Source organism: Hydrogenophaga laconesensis (genome assembly GCF_031457235.1).
Taxonomy (GTDB): domain Bacteria; phylum Pseudomonadota; class Gammaproteobacteria; order Burkholderiales; family Burkholderiaceae_C; genus Hydrogenophaga; species Hydrogenophaga laconesensis.
In genome coordinates, this window is sequence record NZ_JAVDWE010000027.1 from 1 (window position 1) to 17989 (window position 17989).

Here is a 17989-nt window from a genome sequence, read left to right on the forward strand (position 1 = left end):
TGCTCAATGGTGGCGAATTGTGCGGGTGTGATCTCCATGCCGGAGATTTTCCAACGCAATCTCCATGATCGCCATTAGTGTTAACACGCCCTAGTGCGATCAACCGGGCTGCGGCCTGCGGGCTGTTCACGGGATAACTACGCATCATGGGTCTCCCTTGGCTGCTGTGGGTCGCGCGTCAGTCGAGAATGTTGTTCAGCCAGGACTTCTTGCGGTTCCCCTGCTGGCCTCGGTCATGCTCGTAGTCGGAGTCTGCGAATTGAGGTTGTGATTGCACTGCCGTGCGGGCGGCAGGGGCTGGCGTCATCGTTGCCGAACGCTCAATCAGCTTGTCGAGTTCGCCGCGGTCCAGCCAGACCCCGCGGCATTGCGGGCAATAGTCGATCTCGACGCCCTGGCGATCGCTCATCACGAGTGCGGTGTCGGTGCAGGTGGGGCATTTCATGAGGGGTTCCTTGTGTGGGTTCATTCATCCGAGCTGCCGAAGCCGAACAGGCTGAGCAGGCTCGTGAACAGGTTGAAGATCGAGACGTACAGCCCGACGGTGGCCAGCACGTAGTTGGTTTCGCCGCCGCTCACGATGCGGCTGGTCTCGAACAGGATCAGTCCAGCAGAGAGCAGCGCGACCATCGCAGCCACGGCCAGGCCCAGCGCCGGCATCTGCAAGAACACCGCGCCCAGACCCGCGATCAGCGCGATGACCATGCCGGCAAACAGAAAGCCGCCCATGAAGCTGAAGTCGCGTCGCGTCGTCAGCACCCAGGCAGACAACGCCAGGAAAGTGGCGCCCGTGGCCGCAAGAGCCATGGTCACGACTTGCGCACCGCCGGGCATTGCCAGCGATTTGGCCAGCACCGGCCCCAGCGAGTAGCCCATGAAGCCTGTCAGTGCGAACACCGCCGGCAGCGCCCAGCCGCTGTTCTTGAACTTGTAGACGGCGAAGAGCAGGCCGAAATAGCCGCCCAGGGTCAGCAAGATACCCGGCGCCGGCAGCTGGAACACCACGCTTGCAGCGGCGATGGCTGCACTGAAGAGCAGCGTCATCGACAGCAAGGCATAGGTGTTGCGCAGCACACGGCGCGTTGCGGCGCCATCCGTGGGTGTCGTGCTGCCTGCGCCGCTCGGGGCCGAAGGTGCGGCTTGCGGGCGAGCGGTGGTGGGGATGGGCGTCATGGAGTTCATGGTGTCGGATCCTCGGGTCGTTCGAGATCAGGGTTCGTGGCTGATGAAGCGTTGGCGCAGTCGGCGGGAGTCATCGCCTCGGCGCCACAGGCGCATGAGGAACCGTGCAGCGCGTGCCAGCGCGTTGTCCAGCGCGGTGCGCCAGTCGCCGGCCACGGAGGCAACGACCACCGAGCCTGCACCATCGGTCCGAAGTTCTACCTGGCAGCGCTTGTCGATCCCGCCGCGAGGTCCGTTCACGTCTGACAACTGCACCTCGGCGCGCGGCACCAGCCAAACCAGGCGACGCAGCACGAAGCGAACTCGCTGCTCCGTCAGATCGCGAAGGTCGGCGGCCTGGGGGTGACGGGACTTGAAGAGCACTTGCATCACGGATCTCCTTTGATTGGTAAGGGACCAAAGTCTGTGGCCACTGACGATTCCGGAAAAGCAGCATTTGGAGGACACGAACATCGGATAAACCTGAACGCACGATCAGACTTCTGCCGCAAACTCCTACGTTCACTGGTTGCGGCCGGCGCGCATTGCGGAGCGTGAAATTTCCTGCCAACCCATGCTTTGAGAAACGCGATGCCCAAAACTCGAACCGCCAATGCCGTCCGTCTGGAGTTCGCTCCTGACTCGCTGGTTCAATCCAATCTGTCCGGCGCGGCCTTCACCGGCGACTGGCTCTGGGTGGCGGGCGACGAAGCCTGCGGACTGGACCGCCTGCGCCGGCTCGATCCCGTGGGGCGCGAGGCGTTGCGCTTTGGCGAAGTGCGCGACTTCCCTCTCGCAGATCTGCTGGACCTGCCGGGCGCACCCGACGAAGAGGCCGACCTGGAAGGCATGGCCGTCGCAGACGGCTTCCTGTGGGTTGTGGGCTCGCATGGCCTGAAGCGCAAGAACGCCAGACCGGACCGGTACCATGCCGACAACGCCAAACGGCTGGCGAAGGTGGCACTGGACGGCAATCGGCGTTTGCTGGCCTGCCTGCCCATCGAGCCCGACGCCAAGGGCGAGCCCTGCCTGGTCCGGCAGGCCCAGGACGGCCGACGGGCGCTGCGCTTGAAGGGCGATGCGCAAACGAACCTGCTTACCCGTGCGCTCGCCGATGATGTCCACTTCGGGCCATACATGACCATCCCCGGCAAGGACAACGGCTTCGACATCGAAGGCCTGGCAGTGGACGGCCGCCGGCTGCTGCTGGGCCTTCGCGGCCCGGTGCTGCGGGGTTGGTCGGCGCTGATCGAGATCGCGGTAGAGCCCCGTGGTGACCAGCTGCGCCTGGCGCCTCTGGACGACAGCGGCATCTTGATCCGCAAGCACTTTCTGCAGTTGGACGGCCTCGGTGTGCGGGACCTGCACTTCTCCGGCAATGACCTCTACATACTGGCCGGCCCGACGATGGTGCTCAACGGCGATATCCGCGTCTTCAGGTGGCCCGCTGCCCAGACCATTCTGGCCTCCAACCGCGAGCCCGTGCGTTTCGAGGAAGCATTGACCGAGTCGGTGTCACTGCCGCACGGGCGCGGCACCAACCGCGCTGAAGCTATCTGCGACCTGCCGCCTGCACTGTCGGGTGGCACGGCGAGCTGGCTCGTCCTGTACGACGCCCCCGGTGCCGACCGAAAGGAAGGCGAGCACACCGTCTTCGGTGACCTGTTGCGCCACGATTGAAATCGCTCAACGCCGTCTGTCGCGCCCGGCCCATGGCCGCCGAGAGCAGCTCAGCTGAGCCACCCTCAGACGTTCGTATTTCCGCAGTCAGTCTGCGTCCGACCCACAGGCTGTCGACAATCGCCCTGAGTCTGGCCAGGGCGCTGTTCGGCGAAGCGCTTGGCGCGCAACGCTACTTGATGTAATTGGTTGAATCGTTTCGAGGTAAAAAATGGAAAAGCTTCTTTCAGGGGTCGGGTCACTGCTGTACGGCATGCGGTTCACCATGCTGTTCTTTTATGTTGGTCTGGTCGCAATCATCTTCGGCATTTTGGGCAAGTTCCTGCTGGAAACCTACAAGCTGATGACCACCTTGCTGTTTGGTGACCTGGAAAAGATTGACCTGATCATCAAGGTACTTGAACTGGTGGACATGACGATGGTGGCGCAGCTCGTTTGGGTCGTTGCGCTGGCGGGCGTGTCGCTGTTTGTGACGACCGGACACTTTGACAAGAAGGACATGAAAAAGCCGGACTGGCTGGACCACGTCAATACCTACAACCTCAAGCTCAAACTCGCATTCGCCATCATCTCCATTTCGGGCGTTCACGCGTTGAAAACCTATTTGAGTGGCGACCTGAATCTGGAGAACATTCAGATAGTGACGATGGTGGCTGTCATTCACTTCACGTTCGTACTTTCTGCGATAGGAATCTCTTTTGCAGAGAGACTGACACGGGAAAAGATGTAGAGCCGGACCAAGGGGTTGGCCAAGAGAGAGTCGGCGTCTGCTGACGTGCCGGCCGACCGAGACGGTCTGGCTGCCCTGTGGATGCGCTACAAGATGCGCCGATCACAAGGACAGCGGGCACGCCGTCTTGAGTGACCTGCTGCCCCACGATTGAATGCATTCACCGCGAGTTGTCTTGTCCAGTCATGGCTGATTCCCCCAAGCTCGATCCTTCTGCGCCGATTCAATTCGTCATCAATGCGGCTGCTGGCAGCAGCGCCGCGCACACGAAGCGCGAAGTCATCGAGTCAGTGCTTCGGGCAGAAGGACGGTGCGGTGACTTGCACTTCTGCACACCCGTCCAACTGGCTGCCATGGCGCGTGAGTCGGCGCAGCGGGCTCTGTCGACCCACGCGGCCGTGGTCGCCGTCGGCGGCGACGGCACCCTCAACACGGTAGCGCAGGCCGCTCACGCTGCGGGCTGCGCCATGGGGGTGGTACCGCAGGGCACGTTCAACTACTTCGCCCGCACCCATGGCATCCCCGCTGATCCTGCCGCGGCGACACGCCTGCTGCTGCGTTCGGAGCCAGCGCCGGTGCAAGTGGCCTGCATCAATGACCGCGTGTTCCTGGTCAACGCCAGCCTCGGGCTCTATCCCGACCTGCTGGAAGACAGGGAAACCTACAAAGCCCGCTTCGGTCGCAGCCGCTGGGTCGCGTTTGTCGCAGCCTGCGCAACGCTGCTGCGTGCACAGCGCAGGCTGCGACTGCACATCGAGATGGGGGGCGGGGTTCGGGACGTGGAGACCTTGACGCTCTTCGTAGGCAACAACCGCCTGCAACTGCAGCAGTTCGGCGCGCAGCCGCAAGACACCCTGCCCGGTACGCCCGGCCACGGCAGCATGGCCGCGCTGATGCTGCGGCCCATCGGCACGCTGTCGATGATCGGGCTGATGCTGCATGGAGCCATGGGCAGGCTGGGTGAAGCCGCCGGCGTGGATGGCTTCGAATTCCAGCACATGGTGGTGCGGCCCACCCTCGCTCCCGGCCGCAGCGAGGTCGTCGTGGCGTTCGACGGTGAAGTGGCACGAATGCGCGCACCCATTGACATTCGTGTGCTGGACAAGCCCTTGTATCTGCTGATGCCACAGCTCGACCAATCCGCCATCGACACCAGCGCCGGGGTCACAGACGTGCAGCTGACCAGGACATGAGTGGGGCGCCAGCCTCAGGCGAAGGGCGCAGCGCAGACCCTGACGCGATCTGCGCTCTGCGCACCGGCTCACGCTGCATCCGCGGGCCCGGTCCGGGTTGAGGTCTGTCCTGAAGGATCGGGGGCAACGGCTGCAAACATGACGACGCCACGGCGCGCTCGCCAGTCCCCCAGGAACAGCAGGATGGGCGCCGCGATGAAGATCGATGTACACGCTGCGATGACAATGCCGAAGGCCATCGGTACGGCGAAGCTGGCCACGGCCGAACCACCCCAGATGGCTAGCGGCAACACGGCCAGGAATGCCGTGACCGATGTGTAGAGGCTGCGCGTCAGCGTCTGGTTGATGGACAGGTCGATCACCTCGCGCAGCGAGCGCTTGCGATGGCTGCGCAGGTTCTCGCGCATGCGGTCGTAGACCACCACCTTGTCGTTCACCGAGTAGCCCACCAGCGTCAGCAAGGCGGCAATGGCCGTCAGGCTGAAGTCCAGGCCAGTCAGGGCGAAGACCCCCAGGGTCAGGATCACGTCCAGCACCAGCGTCAGGATGGCGCCCACCGCAAAAGGCCACTCGAAGCGCACCCAGATGTAGATGAGCATGGCGATGCTGGCCAAGATGACGGCCAGCACACCGGCGGCGGCCAGCTCGCCGCTCACCTTGGGCCCCACCACCTCGGTGCGGTCGAAGGTGGCTTGCGGGTCGATCGCAAGCACGGCGCTCTTGAGCCGCTCGACGGCCGCAGTCTGCTGTGCCTCGCCGCCGGGCTGCAACTCCACCCGCACCAGCAGGCGGTCTTCGCCACCGATGGCTTGAAGCGAGACCTCACCCAGGCCCAGCCCGGCCAGCTGCGCGCGGTAGGGCGCCAGGTCGGCCGGCGCGGTGGCCGCCACCTCCATCTGGATGCCGCCCCGGAAATCAATACCGAAGTTCAGGCCGGGTTTGAACATCAGCAGCACACAGCCGACCACCATCAGCGCCGACAAACCCAGGCTGGCAAAGCGCGCTTTCATGAAGTTGAACTGCGTGCCGTCGGGCACCGGGCGAAAGCCAAACAGCGGCCGGATCTGCATGGTCTTCAAGCGGCGGCGCCGTGCAATGGACAGCATGATCACCTTGACCACCGACACGGCTGTGAACATCGAGATCACGATGCCCAGCGCCATGGTGATGGCAAAGCCCCGCACCGGCCCCGAGCCGAACATGAACAGCAGCAGCGTGGCGATCAGCGCGGTGACGTTGCTGTCCATGATGGTGGCGTAGGCGCGCTGAAAGCCCGCGTCGATGGCCGTCATGGCCGGCTTGCCTTTCAGCGCTTCTTCGCGAATGCGCTCGTTGATGAGCACGTTGGCGTCCACCGACAGCCCGATCCCGAGCACGATGCCCGCAATTCCCGGCAAAGTGAGGGTGGCGCCCAGCAAACTCATGCCCGCCACTGTGAGCACCACGTTAAGCGCCAGGGCAATGTTGGCCACCAGGCCCCAGCCGCCATACAGCACAAACATGAACAGGAACACCAGCACGAAGGCGCCGATACCGGCATAGACGCCCTTTTGGATCACGTCGCTGCCCAGGTCGGCGCCCACACTGCGCTCTTCGATCACCGTCAGCTTGGCCGGAAGCGCGCCCGCGCGCAGCAACGCCGACAGCGTGCCCGCTTCCTGCACGGTGAAGCTGCCCGAGATCTGGCCCGACCCGCCGGTGATGGGTTCGCGGATCACAGGCGCGCTCAGCACCTTGCCGTCCAGCACGATGGCAAAAGGCCGGCCCACATTGGCTTGCGTGATGGCGCTGAACTCGCGCGCACCGGTGCGATCGAACCGGAAGTTGACGACGGGTTCGCGCGTCTGGGGATCGAAGCCTTCACTGGCATCGGACAACCTGTCGCCGCTCAGCACGACGCTGTTTCGGACGGGATAGCTGTTGCCCTGGCTGTCCTGCAATGTCCGGATACCGTCAGGGCTGGACGTGTTGCCCAGCAGGTGAAAACTCATCTTCGCCGTCGACCCCAGCAACGCGCGCAACTGAGACGGGTCTTGCAAGCCGGGCAGTTGCACCAGAATGCGGTCCGCGCCAATACGCTGGATGGTGGGGTCGGCCACCCCCACCTGATCGACCCGCTTGCGGATGACCTCCAAGCTCTGCTCCACGGCGCGGGTGATGGATTGGCGCTGCCCTTCGGCCGTCAACGTGAGCTCGACGCCGTCGCTGCCATCGATCTGGCGGCCCGCCACGTCCAGGTCTGCGCGCGCTGCACCCACGGGGGTGGCCAGCGCGGAAAGCACGTCGATGGCGCGCGCCTGCTGGCCCGCATCGCGCAGCGCAATCGACACGCCGCGCTCGCCCGCCTGCACACTGCGCCAAGGAACATCCGCTTCGCGCAAGGTGCGCCGCGCTTCTTCGCCGAGGGTGCGTACGCGCTCACGTTGCAGCTCGGTACCGTCGACTTCCAGCACCAGGTGCGAGCCGCCGCGAAGGTCCAGGCCGAGTGACACGGGTTTGTCGGGCAGAACGCTGGGCCAGCGTTCGAGCACGGAAGCGGGCAGCACATTGGGCAAAGCGAACAGCAGGCCCGCCACGACGATGGCCAGGTACAGGGCCACCAGGTAGGGTGAATTCTTCATGAAGCAGTCTTGACGGGCGCGCGCAGCACTTCGGCATGCGCACGCGGGCTACAGGAGGGAAAGGGCTGCGCGCAGCAGGTGCGCGCACGGCGTTAAGCCACGAAGGGTGGGGCGCGGCTCGTGTGCGCGCTGCGGCGCTGCTTCAGATTCGGATCGGTGGCCGAAAGCGATGGCTCGTACGCCCGCTGCGTATCGATCTGAAGTCCTACCTCACCTGCCGGCTGTGCTCCGTCTGTGAGATCCCAAACCAATGCTTGCGAGTCGCCCGCAACGTGCTGGACCGACATTGCCGCAGCTTGATCGCGCCGCACAGCTCGCGATGTGAGCGAAGTTCCACCGTGCAGCTGCAAATGCTGCACATTGGCCGTGAGCTTGTTGGAAAGGGACTGAGACGCGAGGCCCACAGTGCCGCCGATGCCGGTGCACACCACCGTTGCCCAGACCAACAGGGTGAAGAGGACTGCCCGAAGCCACGCACCCGTACTCAGGGTGCCGCTCGACAACTCGAGCGGTTCCCCTAGCACTGGCATGGTGCTGGAAGGGCAAAAGGAGGTAGTGGTCACAGCTTGGACTTTATGTCTTTTCAGGTTCGTATTTTCCTGAGTTCGAGTCTCGAAAGAACTCCTTCTTCCGAAGTCCTTACGGACCCACATTTCGCTGCTCCAACACTCTCAATTTATCTGTCATGAAGCTCTCGTCACGTTCCGCGTTTCTCGTACTTGCGTGGGTCGGAAAAAACCTGCAGTCGCTGCAGGAGTCAATCAGGGAATGGAAGACACAGCCTGCGCCAGTGCTCGTACCCATCCCGATCCAGGCCGAGCGTCGCGCACGCGAGCGAGTCGGCCGGCACCGTTGAAGGCATCGTCGATGCTGAGGAGCCTGGTGCCGAGACAGTACCTGATGGAATTCGATCAGGCGGCGATCAGAGGCGCGCCGCAGCCACTACCTGCATCACCAAGGGGTGATGCTGTCCGCGACGAGAGCGAATGGCATGAATCTCCTCCTTCACGCCTTCGCTGCTGCCCAGCAAGCGAAGTCCGCGCATCAGGCCGACGTCGTCCGCGCCAAGCCGGCTGACCGGGAACACGCCCAGCCCGCGGGCGGCGAAGACCGCCAGCAGCGCACTGTCTTCGAACTCACCGACGATGCGGGGCCGCAGACCCTGCGACTCGAACCAGTGATCCAGCGTCGGTCGCAGGGCCGAGTGTCCCGTGGGCAGCAGCACCGGTAGATCGTTCAAGCTTTGCGGAAAGCGGTCGCGCTTGGTCTTGCCGACCAGACGGGCGGGGCCGTACCACTCGACCGGCGAATCGACGAGTCGCTCGCTGGTGAGGCGCAAGTTTGGGTTGCGCGGAGCAGCCTGACCGGCCAGCACGAGGTCCAGGTGATGCAGCGCCAGTTCGCTGAGCAGCTGTTCGAACTCGCCCTCGTGGCATACGAGCCGAAGGTTGGGTGTGCTCAGAACGGGCTCCAGCAGAGCATGGGCTGCGAGCTTGGAAATGCCATCGGAGAGCCCGACCGCCAGGCGGGCCACCTTGCCGCTACCGGCTTCGCGCACCTCATCGGGGATACCCTGGCCCAGCTGAAAGATCTCCTCGGCGCGCGCGAATGCTGCTTGGCCCGCCTCGGTGAGGGCTACGCCACGCCCCGAAGGTTTGAGGAGCTGGTGGCCCAACGCCTTCTCCAGTTCGCGTACCTGCGCGCTGATGGTTTGCACCGCCATGTCCATACGTTCGGCGGCACGGGCGAAACCGCCCTCCTTGGTGACGACCCAGAAGTAGTGGAGATGGCGGTAGTTCAGCATATTCGCTCCAGTGCGGAAAAACCGAAGTTTAAGTGTGTTTCAAGCTGGTTTGTTCGAAACGCATTGATCCCGACACTTCTGAGCATTCGAGCAACAAAGAAAGCCTGATCATGATCTGCGCGCTTAGCTGGTTCTTCTCTCTCGCTCTGCTGTCCCGACGCGTTTATTCAGCGGTTTGCTGAGAAAGCGTGCGTTTGTTTCTGCGATCCTCCCACTCTGAAACTAAGACATGGACTTCCTGATTCCCTTTTTCACGGACGACTTCCTGGGCAAGCCCGCCTGGGTCTGGCTCACCTTCGTCGGTATCGTCATCGCGCTGTTGGCGTTCGACCTGGGCGTCCTGCACAAGGACGACAAGGAAATCGGCGTTCGCGAGAGCCTGCTGCTGTCGGCCGGCTACATCAGCGTGGCACTGCTCTTCGGTGCCTGGGTCTGGTGGTTCCTGGGCGCGCAAAGCGGCATGGACTACTACACGGGCTTCATGATTGAGAAGTCGCTGTCGATGGACAACGTGTTTGTCATCGCGCTGATATTCAGCTTCTTCGCCATCCCGCGGCAGTACCAGCATCGGGTGCTGGGCAGCCTCCTGTCGCCGAGTCCACATGACACCGCCGATCTTGCAGCGCTTGCGAGACGCAGCCGCTGTCGTCCGGGACGAGCGGTTGTAGATGCAGGCCACAGCACAAGCCCACAGCTAGGCTGCGTTTGAAATTGAATGGGAGTATTCGATGATCTATGCGACCCTCAAGACTGTTCATGTGCTGTCCATCATCGTGTGGGTCGGTGGCATGGTGTTTGTCCACTTCTTCCTGCGGCCGGCAGTTGCTCAGTTGGATCCACCGGTACGGCTGCGCTTCATGCACGATGTGCTCGGCCGCTTCTTTAAGGCTGTTCTGGGGGCGTCATTGCTGACACTGGTCAGCGGTGTCTGGATGTTGGGACGCTTCGCCAAGCAGGTGGTTCAGTCGGGTGGCAGCTTCGATATGCCGTTGGCTTGGACCATCATGGCGATGCTTGGGGTCGCGATGGTTGCGATCTTCATGCACCTCCGCTTTGCGCTCTTTAGGAGGCTCGGCCGGGCCGTGGCGGCGTCCGAGTGGGACGCCGGAGGAGCGATCCTAGTGCAAATTCGCACATGGGTAGCGATCAACCTCGGCCTGGGTGTCTTGGTGCTGCTTGTGACGCTGATGCGCTGGACAACTTGAGTCTGGACCCTGCAAACCATTTTCCTGGGCCGTAGAAGGTGCCGATGCGGTCGGACTAACCAAGCTGCCCGGCCAATTTCAAATACGGCGAAGGCATCCATGGTGACGTCCTTGAAGACGGCGGCCCGTAGCCGCAGCGCAAACTATCCCCACGCCGCAGGCCTGGACTGCGCTACCTGCGGTGGACAGACCGGCGAGGTAAACGCCCGCGCTCTGGCCGACCTGCTCAACACCCTCACGGTGCGCACGTACTTGCGTACCCAGGGAGTAGATGTGCCAGAGCGCATTCGTTAACGAGAATTTTTGAAAGGGTCCAACGTTGAGCAGCATCACCCAGCCAGCCGTGTGCGCCCAACGGGAAAACTCTGGATCCCATTCCCTGCAAAACGCGTGTCCATGTGCCCATGACTCCCAACTCGGCTGGGGGTGTTCAAGGCGACGCCGACCAACGAGAGCTTGGGCGCAACAGAGCGGATCACCTTGGTCCATTGATTCTGAAAGCTGAATGTGGAAACCACTGTGCTTTGGCTACTGAGTATTGCCTTGATTGTGCTGGGCTTGGCGGGCACCGTGCTGCCTTTGTTGCCAGGCACCTTGCTGGTCTGGGGCGGGATCTTGCTTGGGGCGTGGATTGACGACTTCGCCCGCGTGGGAACGACCATGGCGGTGATCGTCACTGTGTTGGCAGTGCTTGCCTGGAGCCTGGACTATGTGGCTGGGCTGCTGGGCGCCCGAAGGGTCGGTGCCAGCAAGAAAGCGCTTCTGGGTGCAGCAGTGGGGACTGTAGCGGGACTCTTCATGGGTTTGGTCGGCGTGCTCTTCATGCCCTTGGTGGGTGCCGCCATTGGAGAGTACGTGGTTCAGAAAGACCAGCGGCACGCCGTCAGGGTGGGCGTTGCAACCTGGGTCGGGATCATGGTGGGTCTGATTGCCAAGGTCGTACTGTCTTTCATCATGGTGGGGATCTTTGTGTTGGCATTGCTGATCTGAGCTCTCTTCGCCCAGCAATTTCTGTTGAATGAATGAGAGGTTTGCGAGATGAGTGCACAAAAAATGCTCGAGCAGCTGCTGAAGTCCGGTTTGTCCGGGATGGACAACAGCAAGAGCCGAAACAGCAGAGGCGATCGCTCATCCGATCGCTATGAAAACGCTGATTGGGGGAAGTCGGTATTGGGTACATCCGCCGGAGGACTGCTGGGCATGTTGCTTGGCAGCAAGAGGAGCCGCAGCATGGGTGGCTCGGCACTGAAAGTTGGCAGCGCCGCTGCTCTAGGGGCTGCAGCGTTCAAAGCCTACACCTACTGGCAATCGCAGCAGGAGCCGCAGAAAGCACCTCCAGCGTCACCGGCGCGGGCACTACATCCTGAACCAGGCGCAGGCTTGAAGGGAGAGGAAGTGCAGAGCCAGGCGGTCCTCAAGGCCATGATCGCAGCCGCCAAGTCGGATGGTCACCTCGATGAACGTGAGCGCGGGCTCATCCATGATGAGCTTGAGCGAATTGACGCAGACCCCCCTCTGCGGCAGTGGATGGAAGATGAACTGCGCAAGCCCTTGGATCCTGCAGAGGTTGCAAGTGCAGCCAGCACTCATGAGCTTGGCGCCGAGATGTACCTTGCCAGCTTGCTGATGGCCGATGACACTTCCTTCATGGAGCGGGCTTATCTGGATGAGCTGGCACGCCAGCTGCAGCTTGCACCCACGCTCAAGGCAGAACTGGAAAGAAGTATCCGGCCCTTTTGAGGCCCTTAGGAAACAAGTGGCGCAAGACCGGCAATTCATACCCTGAGCGCGCTGCGGCTCGCTGCCATAGTCGCGCGAGAGACGACGCGATACAGTTCCTCACTTGTCCCTGCCATTTGCGGGGTTCGGCAACCTGGTTTGATGCACGCGGCTCCATGGCTGAATTCAAAAAGCGCCTTCGCCGCTGGTTTCCCACCGCTCAAACTCTGGAGCAAATGCAAGGCTTTGCCTGGCTGGGTCACTACCTGCGGGTGCACCCGCGCCTTTGGGTATTGCACCGGCGCGGTGTAGCCCTAGGTGTGGCGCTGGGGGTCGGCATTGGTGTGTTTCCGCTGCCCCTGCAGATGCCGGCTCCAGTCGTTGGCCACGTAGAAGGCCACGGTCATGCCCAGCCGGCAGGCTTGGTGGCCGAACGCCGACGCTAGCCAAGTTTTACCCACACCCGTTGGCCCGAGGATCATGAGGTTCTGCTTTCGCGTGATCCAGCTGCAATTGGACAACGTAGAAATCAGCGCCTTATCAAGCCCTCGACTTGAAGGTGGGCATTGCCAGCACGCTGCACGGCAACCTGATCGTGGGCGCGCGGGCATTCCACGGCAATCCGTATGACGGGCACACCTTGGCTGAGCAGCTGGAGCAGGCCACGATCCTGATGCAGGACAGCACAGCCAGACCGGCGACGGCCTTCGTGGATCTGGGCTACCGGGGCGTGGACGCGGACTTGCCCGGTGTGCACATCGTGCACCGGGGCAAGGCCAAGCGGATCAGCGAGCAGCAGAGAGAAAGCTGCTCAAACGGCGCCAGGCCATCGAACCCATCATTGGCCACCTCAAGAGCGACCACCGCATGGACCGCTGTCACCTCAAGGGCGAACAGGGCGACCGGCTGCACGCGGTGCTGTGCGCGGCGGGCTACAACATCCGTTGGCTGCTGCGCATGATCGCAAGGAAGGGGGTGGCCTTCCTGCAGCTGGCTTATTTGCGCCTGCGCGAGATCGCGGGGCTATCGCTGAACTGGTCTCGGACGCCCCGCAAACCGCTTGTTCACACACTCACCAGCTCAGCCCCTCGTTTGGCCTTGGCGTCAATCTGAATAAATCAGGGCCGACCAGATAGATCGCGCAATCTTCAATAGATCTGGTCTCCTGCTGCGGAGGCATTCGGCGGATGTGAGCATGCGTGTCAAACCCCAGCCTCCCAGTTTTCCCAGGAGGTGGCCGTGAACGTAGCTGACCTAGAAGTGAGGGGCATGACCTGCGGTGTCTGCGTAGCGCGGGTGAGGGCTGCACTACTTCCTATTGACGGCGTTCAGGACGTTGAGATTGATCTCCACTCGAGTAGGGTGCGTGTGACATCTGCATCAAATGTCGCGCCGTCTCACTTGATTGCAGCGCTGGCCGCGAGGCGATACGAAAGCTCAGTGGTGACCCGCGCCGGCCCCTCAGCGTTGAAAGGCGACTCGTCAACTCAGGAATGATGTTGTCGTTCAGTCATCAGGACATGCCGAACAAGGGCAGCTCGACTCCCAGGATCTTCTGGTTTTGTGGAGTTCGTGCAAACGCAAGTGGCGAGCTGTTGCCGGGCCTTGTTGGATGGATCTTGCGCTTGTCGTGTGTTGCGTCAACGAGAGGCGTCGAAGGTGGTGATCTTCATATGGAGTTACTATCAACCGGACGGCAGCAATAGCCCTGCTTCGTGGAGGGCAGTAACCTCAGTTTTTTGGAAACAGCTCTCTGCGCGCTGCGGCGGTGATGGCGGCTACAGCAGGGTTAGAGATGCGCCGTTCGATAGAAATCGCGTAGAACTCTTCCATAAGTTCGTGGGTTGTGCCCAATCGCGCCACTTGGTATTGGTCTTCGATCTCAGACGCAAGGACTGCGGGACCCGCAAACACACCAAAGCCTTGACGCCCGAATGCCTTGGTCAGAGCACCATCGTCGAACTCTGCAACGATCCGAGGTACCACGCCCATGTCGCCAAGCCAAGCATCAAGGCGGGGACGCAGCACGGAGTCAGCGTTCGGCATGAGCCAGGGTAGCTTGCCCAGGCACTCTGGAAACCGCGAGCGAGCCTGACGCAATGTCAGCCCTTCACGTTGGAGCAGTTGGGGCGACGCAAAAAAGCTGATATCTGTCTTGCCCAGAAGGTGTGTGAACGCCTTCACGCTCAGGCTGGCCGGCATGGGAACGTCGGACACCACCAGGTCGAGCCGATGAACCGCCAACTCGGCTAGCAGCGCGGTGAGCTTTCCTTCCACGCAAACCAAGCGACCTCTGTCGGGCATGGCCAGGACAGGCTCAAGCACATGGCACGCTATGGACTTGGGCACCGAGTCCACCACCCCCACCCGCAGGCTGCCCCGTGCGACGTCCTCCTGTCCCGTCGATAGCGCGTCCTGCAATGCGGCACCGATAGAAAAAATCTCGTCTGCAAACCGTTGGACCATACGGCCGGTATCGGTGGGCTCAACCCCCCGCCCAACCTTGCGCAACAGTGGCTTTCCCAGGCGCGCCTCAAGCAGCTTGATCTGACCGCTCAGGGTTTGAGGGGTGAGATGCAGCTGAGCGCTGGCGCGGGCAATGCTGCCAGCGCGCAGCACGGTCCAGAAGTAGTGAAGGTGCTTGTAGTTCATGGGAAAGCATCAGTTTGTTCGATGTGTTTTACATCAAAAACAGATTTATCTCGAACCGAAATTTTTCTACAGTAGCTCATGCTCATCAACATGAAGACATGTGCTGGAGAGTTCAGAAAGCTGTTTCCGCGAAACCCCCCAACATTGCGCTAGAGCCGATCATGAAATGTCCCACCTGTGATTCTTCCTCACTTGTCATCACCGAGCGCTCCGGCATCGAGATCGACTACTGCACGCAATGTCGCGGTGTTTGGCTGGACCGGGGCGAGCTTGAAAAGCTGCTCAAGCGAGCCGCCACCATGCAAGCTCGTCAGCGCCAGTTTGTGGACCTGGACGAACCTGACCCCAAGAAACGCACATCGAATCGCCGCAAGTCGTGGTTGGTCGACATCTTTGAGTGAGCACTTCTTCAGGGAGACCTTCATGCGGTCTTATCCTTTGAACAGTCCTCAAGCTGCGGCTCGGCTGGTTGCGCTGGCCGTTCTGGCCGATGGTCATCTGAGGACCACCGAGCTCGGCTTGCTGGAGCGAATGAACGCCGCGACCCGACTGGGATTGAACCGCGGCCAGTTCACCGAAGTGGTTCGCCATTTGTCCGAAGACCTAATGACCGCGTCGTATGCCGTCTGGGGATCTGCTTGCCAGATCGACATGCATGCACTGCGCTCGGTGGCAGCGGAGGTCACCGATCCGGTACTGCAGCGCACGACGCTGGAGCTGTGCGTGGCGGTCGTTCGCGCCGATTTTCACCACGCAGAGGTTGAAGAGCACCTGGTGGATGCCTTGGCAGAGCATTGGCGCCTTGACAAACCCGGCCTTCATTTCAACTGACCAATCCACCCAGGAGAAACAGCATGCACATCGACGTCCGAGCCTTGAACACGCGCTTGTCGCGAGCGCACACCCAGGAGATCGCACAGCGCCTGCGGGCCACCTTTGCGCGGTTGGCCCACAACATCGTACGCATCGTGGTGCGTGTGAGCAATGCACCACGCGCAGGCTCCTCCGCCAGAGAGTGCGTGGTGGAAGTGCATTTTCCCAACGGACAGGTTGCTACTGTCAATGAGCGTCAGCGCAAGCTCGGCGCCTTGTTGCGGCGGGTTACCGAGCGCTCTTGGAAGGCGGTCGCTGCTTTGACAAGCCATCAGCGCGGGTTGCTCAAGCCGAGTCCCTCGCAATCGTTGGGCAAAGGAGGCACTGCGTGACGTCTTTTCAGCTCGCGAGGTTGACTGTGATCACCGGGTGCCTGCAGGGCGCCTGGCTGGCGCATCGAACCGGCAGCGAAGCACGGGATGTTCAGCTCATGTCCGGCGTTGGCGGTGTTCTTGGTTTGGTGTGTTTGAGCAGCCTATAACTTCATTCCACCCTATTACGTCCCACTCCCCCTCCCCACTTTTTTTACAACCACGATGACCCCATCAAGCGGAACCTGGCGGATCCCAAAAGTGTGTCAACGCGATGGTGGCCCGGCGCGCCGCTGGGCGAGCGAGGGCCGTGATGAGGGTGGTAATGGGAGTTGGGCATGGATCGCCCCTCAAGTGCAACAGGGTTGCATCAGCTGGCGATCATAATGCAATCCAGTTGCGTTAATGGGCCTATTCCTGGCTCCTGTTTAGGCTCGGCGCTCACTTGCCGCAAGCACCGCCCACTACGGACAGTCAACCCGACAAAAGCGCCCACTGTTCAGGCATCAACTACCCACGCTGGGCCAGTGCGGATGCTGGTCATCCACCACAAAAGCGTGCGCATGGCGCACCCGACCGCCGCTGGCGGCCGTGCCCTGGGTGTGCGCATGTCCGGCCGGCAGGTCCGGGTGCTCGTGCTCGATCACCTCCGGGTCTTGCGCCGGCCAGACCTTTGAAGCGACCCACATGGCCCCTGCGCCTGCGAAGCCCAGCACCACAAACGTCGCCGCCATTCCGAAGCGGGTACCGAGCCAACCGGCCAGGGGATAACACACTAACCAGCAGGCGTGCGACAGCGCGAACTGCGCGGCAAACAACGCTGGCCGATCCTCTGCGTGCGCAGACCGCCGCAACAAGCGCCCGGAAGGCGTCTGGGCGGTGGAGTAGCCCAGGCCGAGCACGAACCACAAGGCCATCAACGAAGCCTGTCCGACCACGAAGGCGCCCGCGAACAGACCCACGACCATCAGACCAATGCCCCCCAGCATGGCCGTGCGGTCGGGCAGCTTCTCCAGCAATTGCGGCAGGGCCAGGGCGGCCACCATGGAGCCCGCGCCAAAACTGGCCAAGGCCAGGGCGACGGCGCTCTGGCTCAGTCCCATGCCGGCCTGAACGATGACCACCGTGTTGACAAAGACCATGGAGCCCGCCGCCGCCACAGCCGCACTGATCGCCAGCAAACCACGCAGCCGCGGCGTGGCCAGGTAGATACGCAGCCCGCGCGTGGTGCGCTCGTAAATGCCCCGGCGCTGTGGCGACGGGTGCGCGGGCAACACCACCGAGACCACCAGCGCGGCCGAGACCAGGAAACCCACCACCGTGCCGGCGAACAGATCGTGGAAACCGATCACCGTGAGCAGGGCGGCCGCCAGCATCGGGCTGACCAGGCTCTCCATGTCGTAGGCCAGGCGCGAGAGCGACAGGGCTTTGGTGTAGTCCTTCTCCAGCGGCAACACATCTGGGATGGTCGCCTGGAAGGTGGGCGTGAACGCGGCCGAGGCCGCCTGCAGCACAAAAATCAACACATACACCTCCCAGATCTGGGAGACAAACGGCAGCAGCAGCGCCACCGCTGCCCGCACGAGGTCCAGCGTGACCAGCAGGGTGCGCCGGGGCATGCGATCGGCAAACGCCGCGGCCACCGGCGCCACGCCTACGTACGCGATCATCTTGATGGCCAGGGCTGTGCCCAGCACCATGCCTGCGTTGTCGCCTGCCAGATCGAAGGCCAGCAGGCCCAGGGCCACGGTGGCCAGACCGGTACCGAACAAGGCGATCACCTGCGCGGCGAAGAGGTGGCGGTAGGTGCGGTTGGAAAGGATGTTCAGCATGTCTGTTGTTCTCGTTGTCCATGCGCTCGGGGCAATGGGCGCCGCGGGCTCAGAGGTAGCGCGTGATTTCCCTGAACTCGTCCAGCGAATGGCGTTGCCCCGATTTCAGGGGTCCCACCAGGTCTTCGAGACAGTGATCCAGGTGGTCCTGGATCAAGGCCTTCTTGGCTTGCTGGATGGCCTTCTCCACCGCCTGCAATTGCTGCGC

20 protein-coding genes and 3 pseudogenes are annotated in these 17989 nt (G+C 62.2%); 14 read left to right on the plus strand and 9 right to left on the minus strand.

The window, feature by feature from the left end:
* Positions 1 to 178 precede the first annotated feature (178 nt).
* From J2X09_RS26090 to J2X09_RS26100, 3 genes are read right to left on the minus strand one after another with little or no spacing between them, the layout of a single operon-like run.
* A complete protein-coding gene (locus tag J2X09_RS26090) occupies positions 179 to 445 on the minus strand; it encodes a TFIIB-type zinc ribbon-containing protein (RefSeq protein ID WP_204735875.1) in 267 nt (88 codons plus the stop codon).
* Positions 446 to 465: 20 nt separating this feature from the next.
* Positions 466 to 1173 carry a Bax inhibitor-1/YccA family protein gene (locus J2X09_RS26095; RefSeq protein WP_310309830.1) on the minus strand — a complete coding sequence of 236 codons (708 nt, stop codon included), beginning with the start codon at positions 1171 to 1173 and terminating at the stop codon, positions 466 to 468.
* Positions 1174 to 1209: 36 nt separating this feature from the next.
* Positions 1210 to 1551, minus strand: a complete 342-nt coding sequence (locus J2X09_RS26100) for an HPF/RaiA family ribosome-associated protein (protein ID WP_204735873.1) — start codon at positions 1549 to 1551, stop codon at positions 1210 to 1212.
* A gap of 201 nt (positions 1552 to 1752) precedes the next feature.
* Here J2X09_RS26100 and J2X09_RS26105 point away from each other — a divergent pair, with 201 nt between their 5' ends.
* From J2X09_RS26105 to J2X09_RS26115, 3 genes are all read left to right on the plus strand, one after another.
* Positions 1753 to 2841 (plus strand): DUF3616 domain-containing protein, encoded by a 1089-nt coding sequence (locus J2X09_RS26105; RefSeq protein ID WP_204735872.1) that lies wholly within the window; start codon positions 1753 to 1755, stop codon positions 2839 to 2841.
* Between the two features lie 211 nt (positions 2842 to 3052).
* Positions 3053 to 3571 carry a YqhA family protein gene (locus tag J2X09_RS26110; protein ID WP_204735871.1) on the plus strand — a complete coding sequence of 173 codons (519 nt, stop codon included), beginning with the start codon at positions 3053 to 3055 and terminating at the stop codon, positions 3569 to 3571.
* Positions 3572 to 3756: 185 nt separating this feature from the next.
* Entirely contained in the window at positions 3757 to 4764 is a 1008-nt protein-coding gene (locus J2X09_RS26115; protein ID WP_204735870.1) for a diacylglycerol/lipid kinase family protein, read from the plus strand.
* Positions 4765 to 4832: 68 nt separating this feature from the next.
* Here the strand turns inward: J2X09_RS26115 and secD are convergent, their stop codons facing one another.
* Together secD and J2X09_RS26125 are read right to left on the minus strand one after the other, a co-directional pair.
* The gene (gene secD, locus J2X09_RS26120; RefSeq protein ID WP_204735869.1) at positions 4833 to 7385 is read right to left on the minus strand and encodes a protein translocase subunit SecD; all 2553 of its coding nucleotides are present in this window, start codon (positions 7383 to 7385) and stop codon (positions 4833 to 4835) included.
* A gap of 922 nt (positions 7386 to 8307) precedes the next feature.
* Entirely contained in the window at positions 8308 to 9189 is an 882-nt protein-coding gene (locus tag J2X09_RS26125) for a LysR family transcriptional regulator (RefSeq protein ID WP_204735868.1), read from the minus strand.
* A gap of 229 nt (positions 9190 to 9418) precedes the next feature.
* Between J2X09_RS26125 and J2X09_RS26130 the strand changes: the two are divergent.
* From J2X09_RS26130 to J2X09_RS26155, 6 genes and pseudogenes are all read left to right on the plus strand, one after another.
* Positions 9419 to 9766, plus strand: a pseudogene (locus J2X09_RS26130) (TerC family protein); the annotation flags it as partial.
* 151 nt (positions 9767 to 9917) lie between these two features.
* A complete protein-coding gene (locus J2X09_RS26135; protein ID WP_204735867.1) occupies positions 9918 to 10394 on the plus strand; it encodes a CopD family protein in 477 nt (158 codons plus the stop codon).
* A 99-nt stretch (positions 10395 to 10493) separates the two neighbouring features.
* The gene (locus J2X09_RS26140; RefSeq protein ID WP_204735866.1) at positions 10494 to 10688 is read left to right on the plus strand and encodes a putative inorganic carbon transporter subunit DabA; all 195 of its coding nucleotides are present in this window, start codon (positions 10494 to 10496) and stop codon (positions 10686 to 10688) included.
* Positions 10689 to 10901: 213 nt separating this feature from the next.
* On the plus strand, positions 10902 to 11384 hold the full coding sequence (locus tag J2X09_RS26145) for a DUF456 domain-containing protein (protein ID WP_204735865.1): 483 nt from the start codon (positions 10902 to 10904) through the stop codon (positions 11382 to 11384).
* A 48-nt stretch (positions 11385 to 11432) separates the two neighbouring features.
* Positions 11433 to 12134 (plus strand): tellurite resistance TerB family protein, encoded by a 702-nt coding sequence (locus tag J2X09_RS26150; RefSeq protein ID WP_204735864.1) that lies wholly within the window; start codon positions 11433 to 11435, stop codon positions 12132 to 12134.
* A gap of 215 nt (positions 12135 to 12349) precedes the next feature.
* Positions 12350 to 12559, plus strand: coding sequence for a DUF2062 domain-containing protein (locus tag J2X09_RS26155; protein WP_310309836.1), 210 nt, complete (start codon positions 12350 to 12352; stop codon positions 12557 to 12559).
* Here J2X09_RS26155 and J2X09_RS26160 read toward each other — a convergent pair.
* A pseudogene (locus tag J2X09_RS26160) lies at positions 12506 to 12670 on the minus strand (ATP-binding protein); the annotation flags it as partial. The gene J2X09_RS26155 and the pseudogene J2X09_RS26160 sit on opposite strands and share 54 nt — an antisense overlap.
* Between J2X09_RS26160 and J2X09_RS26165 the strand changes: the two are divergent.
* A pseudogene (locus J2X09_RS26165) lies at positions 12649 to 13226 on the plus strand (transposase); the annotation flags it as partial. The pseudogenes J2X09_RS26160 and J2X09_RS26165 overlap by 22 nt on opposite strands.
* Before the next feature lie 147 nt (positions 13227 to 13373).
* Complete coding sequence (locus J2X09_RS27130; RefSeq protein ID WP_374726534.1) at positions 13374 to 13610, plus strand: heavy-metal-associated domain-containing protein; 237 nt, start codon at positions 13374 to 13376, stop codon at positions 13608 to 13610.
* A 234-nt stretch (positions 13611 to 13844) separates the two neighbouring features.
* Here the strand turns inward: J2X09_RS27130 and nhaR are convergent, their stop codons facing one another.
* Positions 13845 to 14765 carry a transcriptional activator NhaR gene (gene nhaR / locus J2X09_RS26170; RefSeq protein ID WP_204735861.1) on the minus strand — a complete coding sequence of 307 codons (921 nt, stop codon included), beginning with the start codon at positions 14763 to 14765 and terminating at the stop codon, positions 13845 to 13847.
* 161 nt (positions 14766 to 14926) lie between these two features.
* Here nhaR and J2X09_RS26175 point away from each other — a divergent pair, with 161 nt between their 5' ends.
* The 3 genes from J2X09_RS26175 to J2X09_RS26185 are packed head-to-tail and all read left to right on the plus strand — an operon-like array spanning position 14927 to position 15970.
* Complete coding sequence (locus tag J2X09_RS26175) at positions 14927 to 15166, plus strand: TFIIB-type zinc ribbon-containing protein (protein WP_204735860.1); 240 nt, start codon at positions 14927 to 14929, stop codon at positions 15164 to 15166.
* A 22-nt stretch (positions 15167 to 15188) separates the two neighbouring features.
* Positions 15189 to 15596 (plus strand): TerB family tellurite resistance protein, encoded by a 408-nt coding sequence (locus tag J2X09_RS26180; protein WP_204735859.1) that lies wholly within the window; start codon positions 15189 to 15191, stop codon positions 15594 to 15596.
* Positions 15597 to 15619: 23 nt separating this feature from the next.
* On the plus strand, positions 15620 to 15970 hold the full coding sequence (locus J2X09_RS26185; protein ID WP_204735858.1) for a hypothetical protein: 351 nt from the start codon (positions 15620 to 15622) through the stop codon (positions 15968 to 15970).
* A 485-nt stretch (positions 15971 to 16455) separates the two neighbouring features.
* Here the strand turns inward: J2X09_RS26185 and J2X09_RS26190 are convergent, their stop codons facing one another.
* Complete coding sequence (locus tag J2X09_RS26190; RefSeq protein ID WP_204735857.1) at positions 16456 to 17781, minus strand: MFS transporter; 1326 nt, start codon at positions 17779 to 17781, stop codon at positions 16456 to 16458.
* 49 nt (positions 17782 to 17830) lie between these two features.
* Positions 17831 to 17980: a metal-sensing transcriptional repressor gene (locus J2X09_RS26195; RefSeq protein ID WP_310309838.1), complete on the minus strand. Its 150-nt coding sequence runs from the start codon at positions 17978 to 17980 to the stop codon at positions 17831 to 17833.
* Positions 17981 to 17989 lie beyond the last annotated feature (9 nt).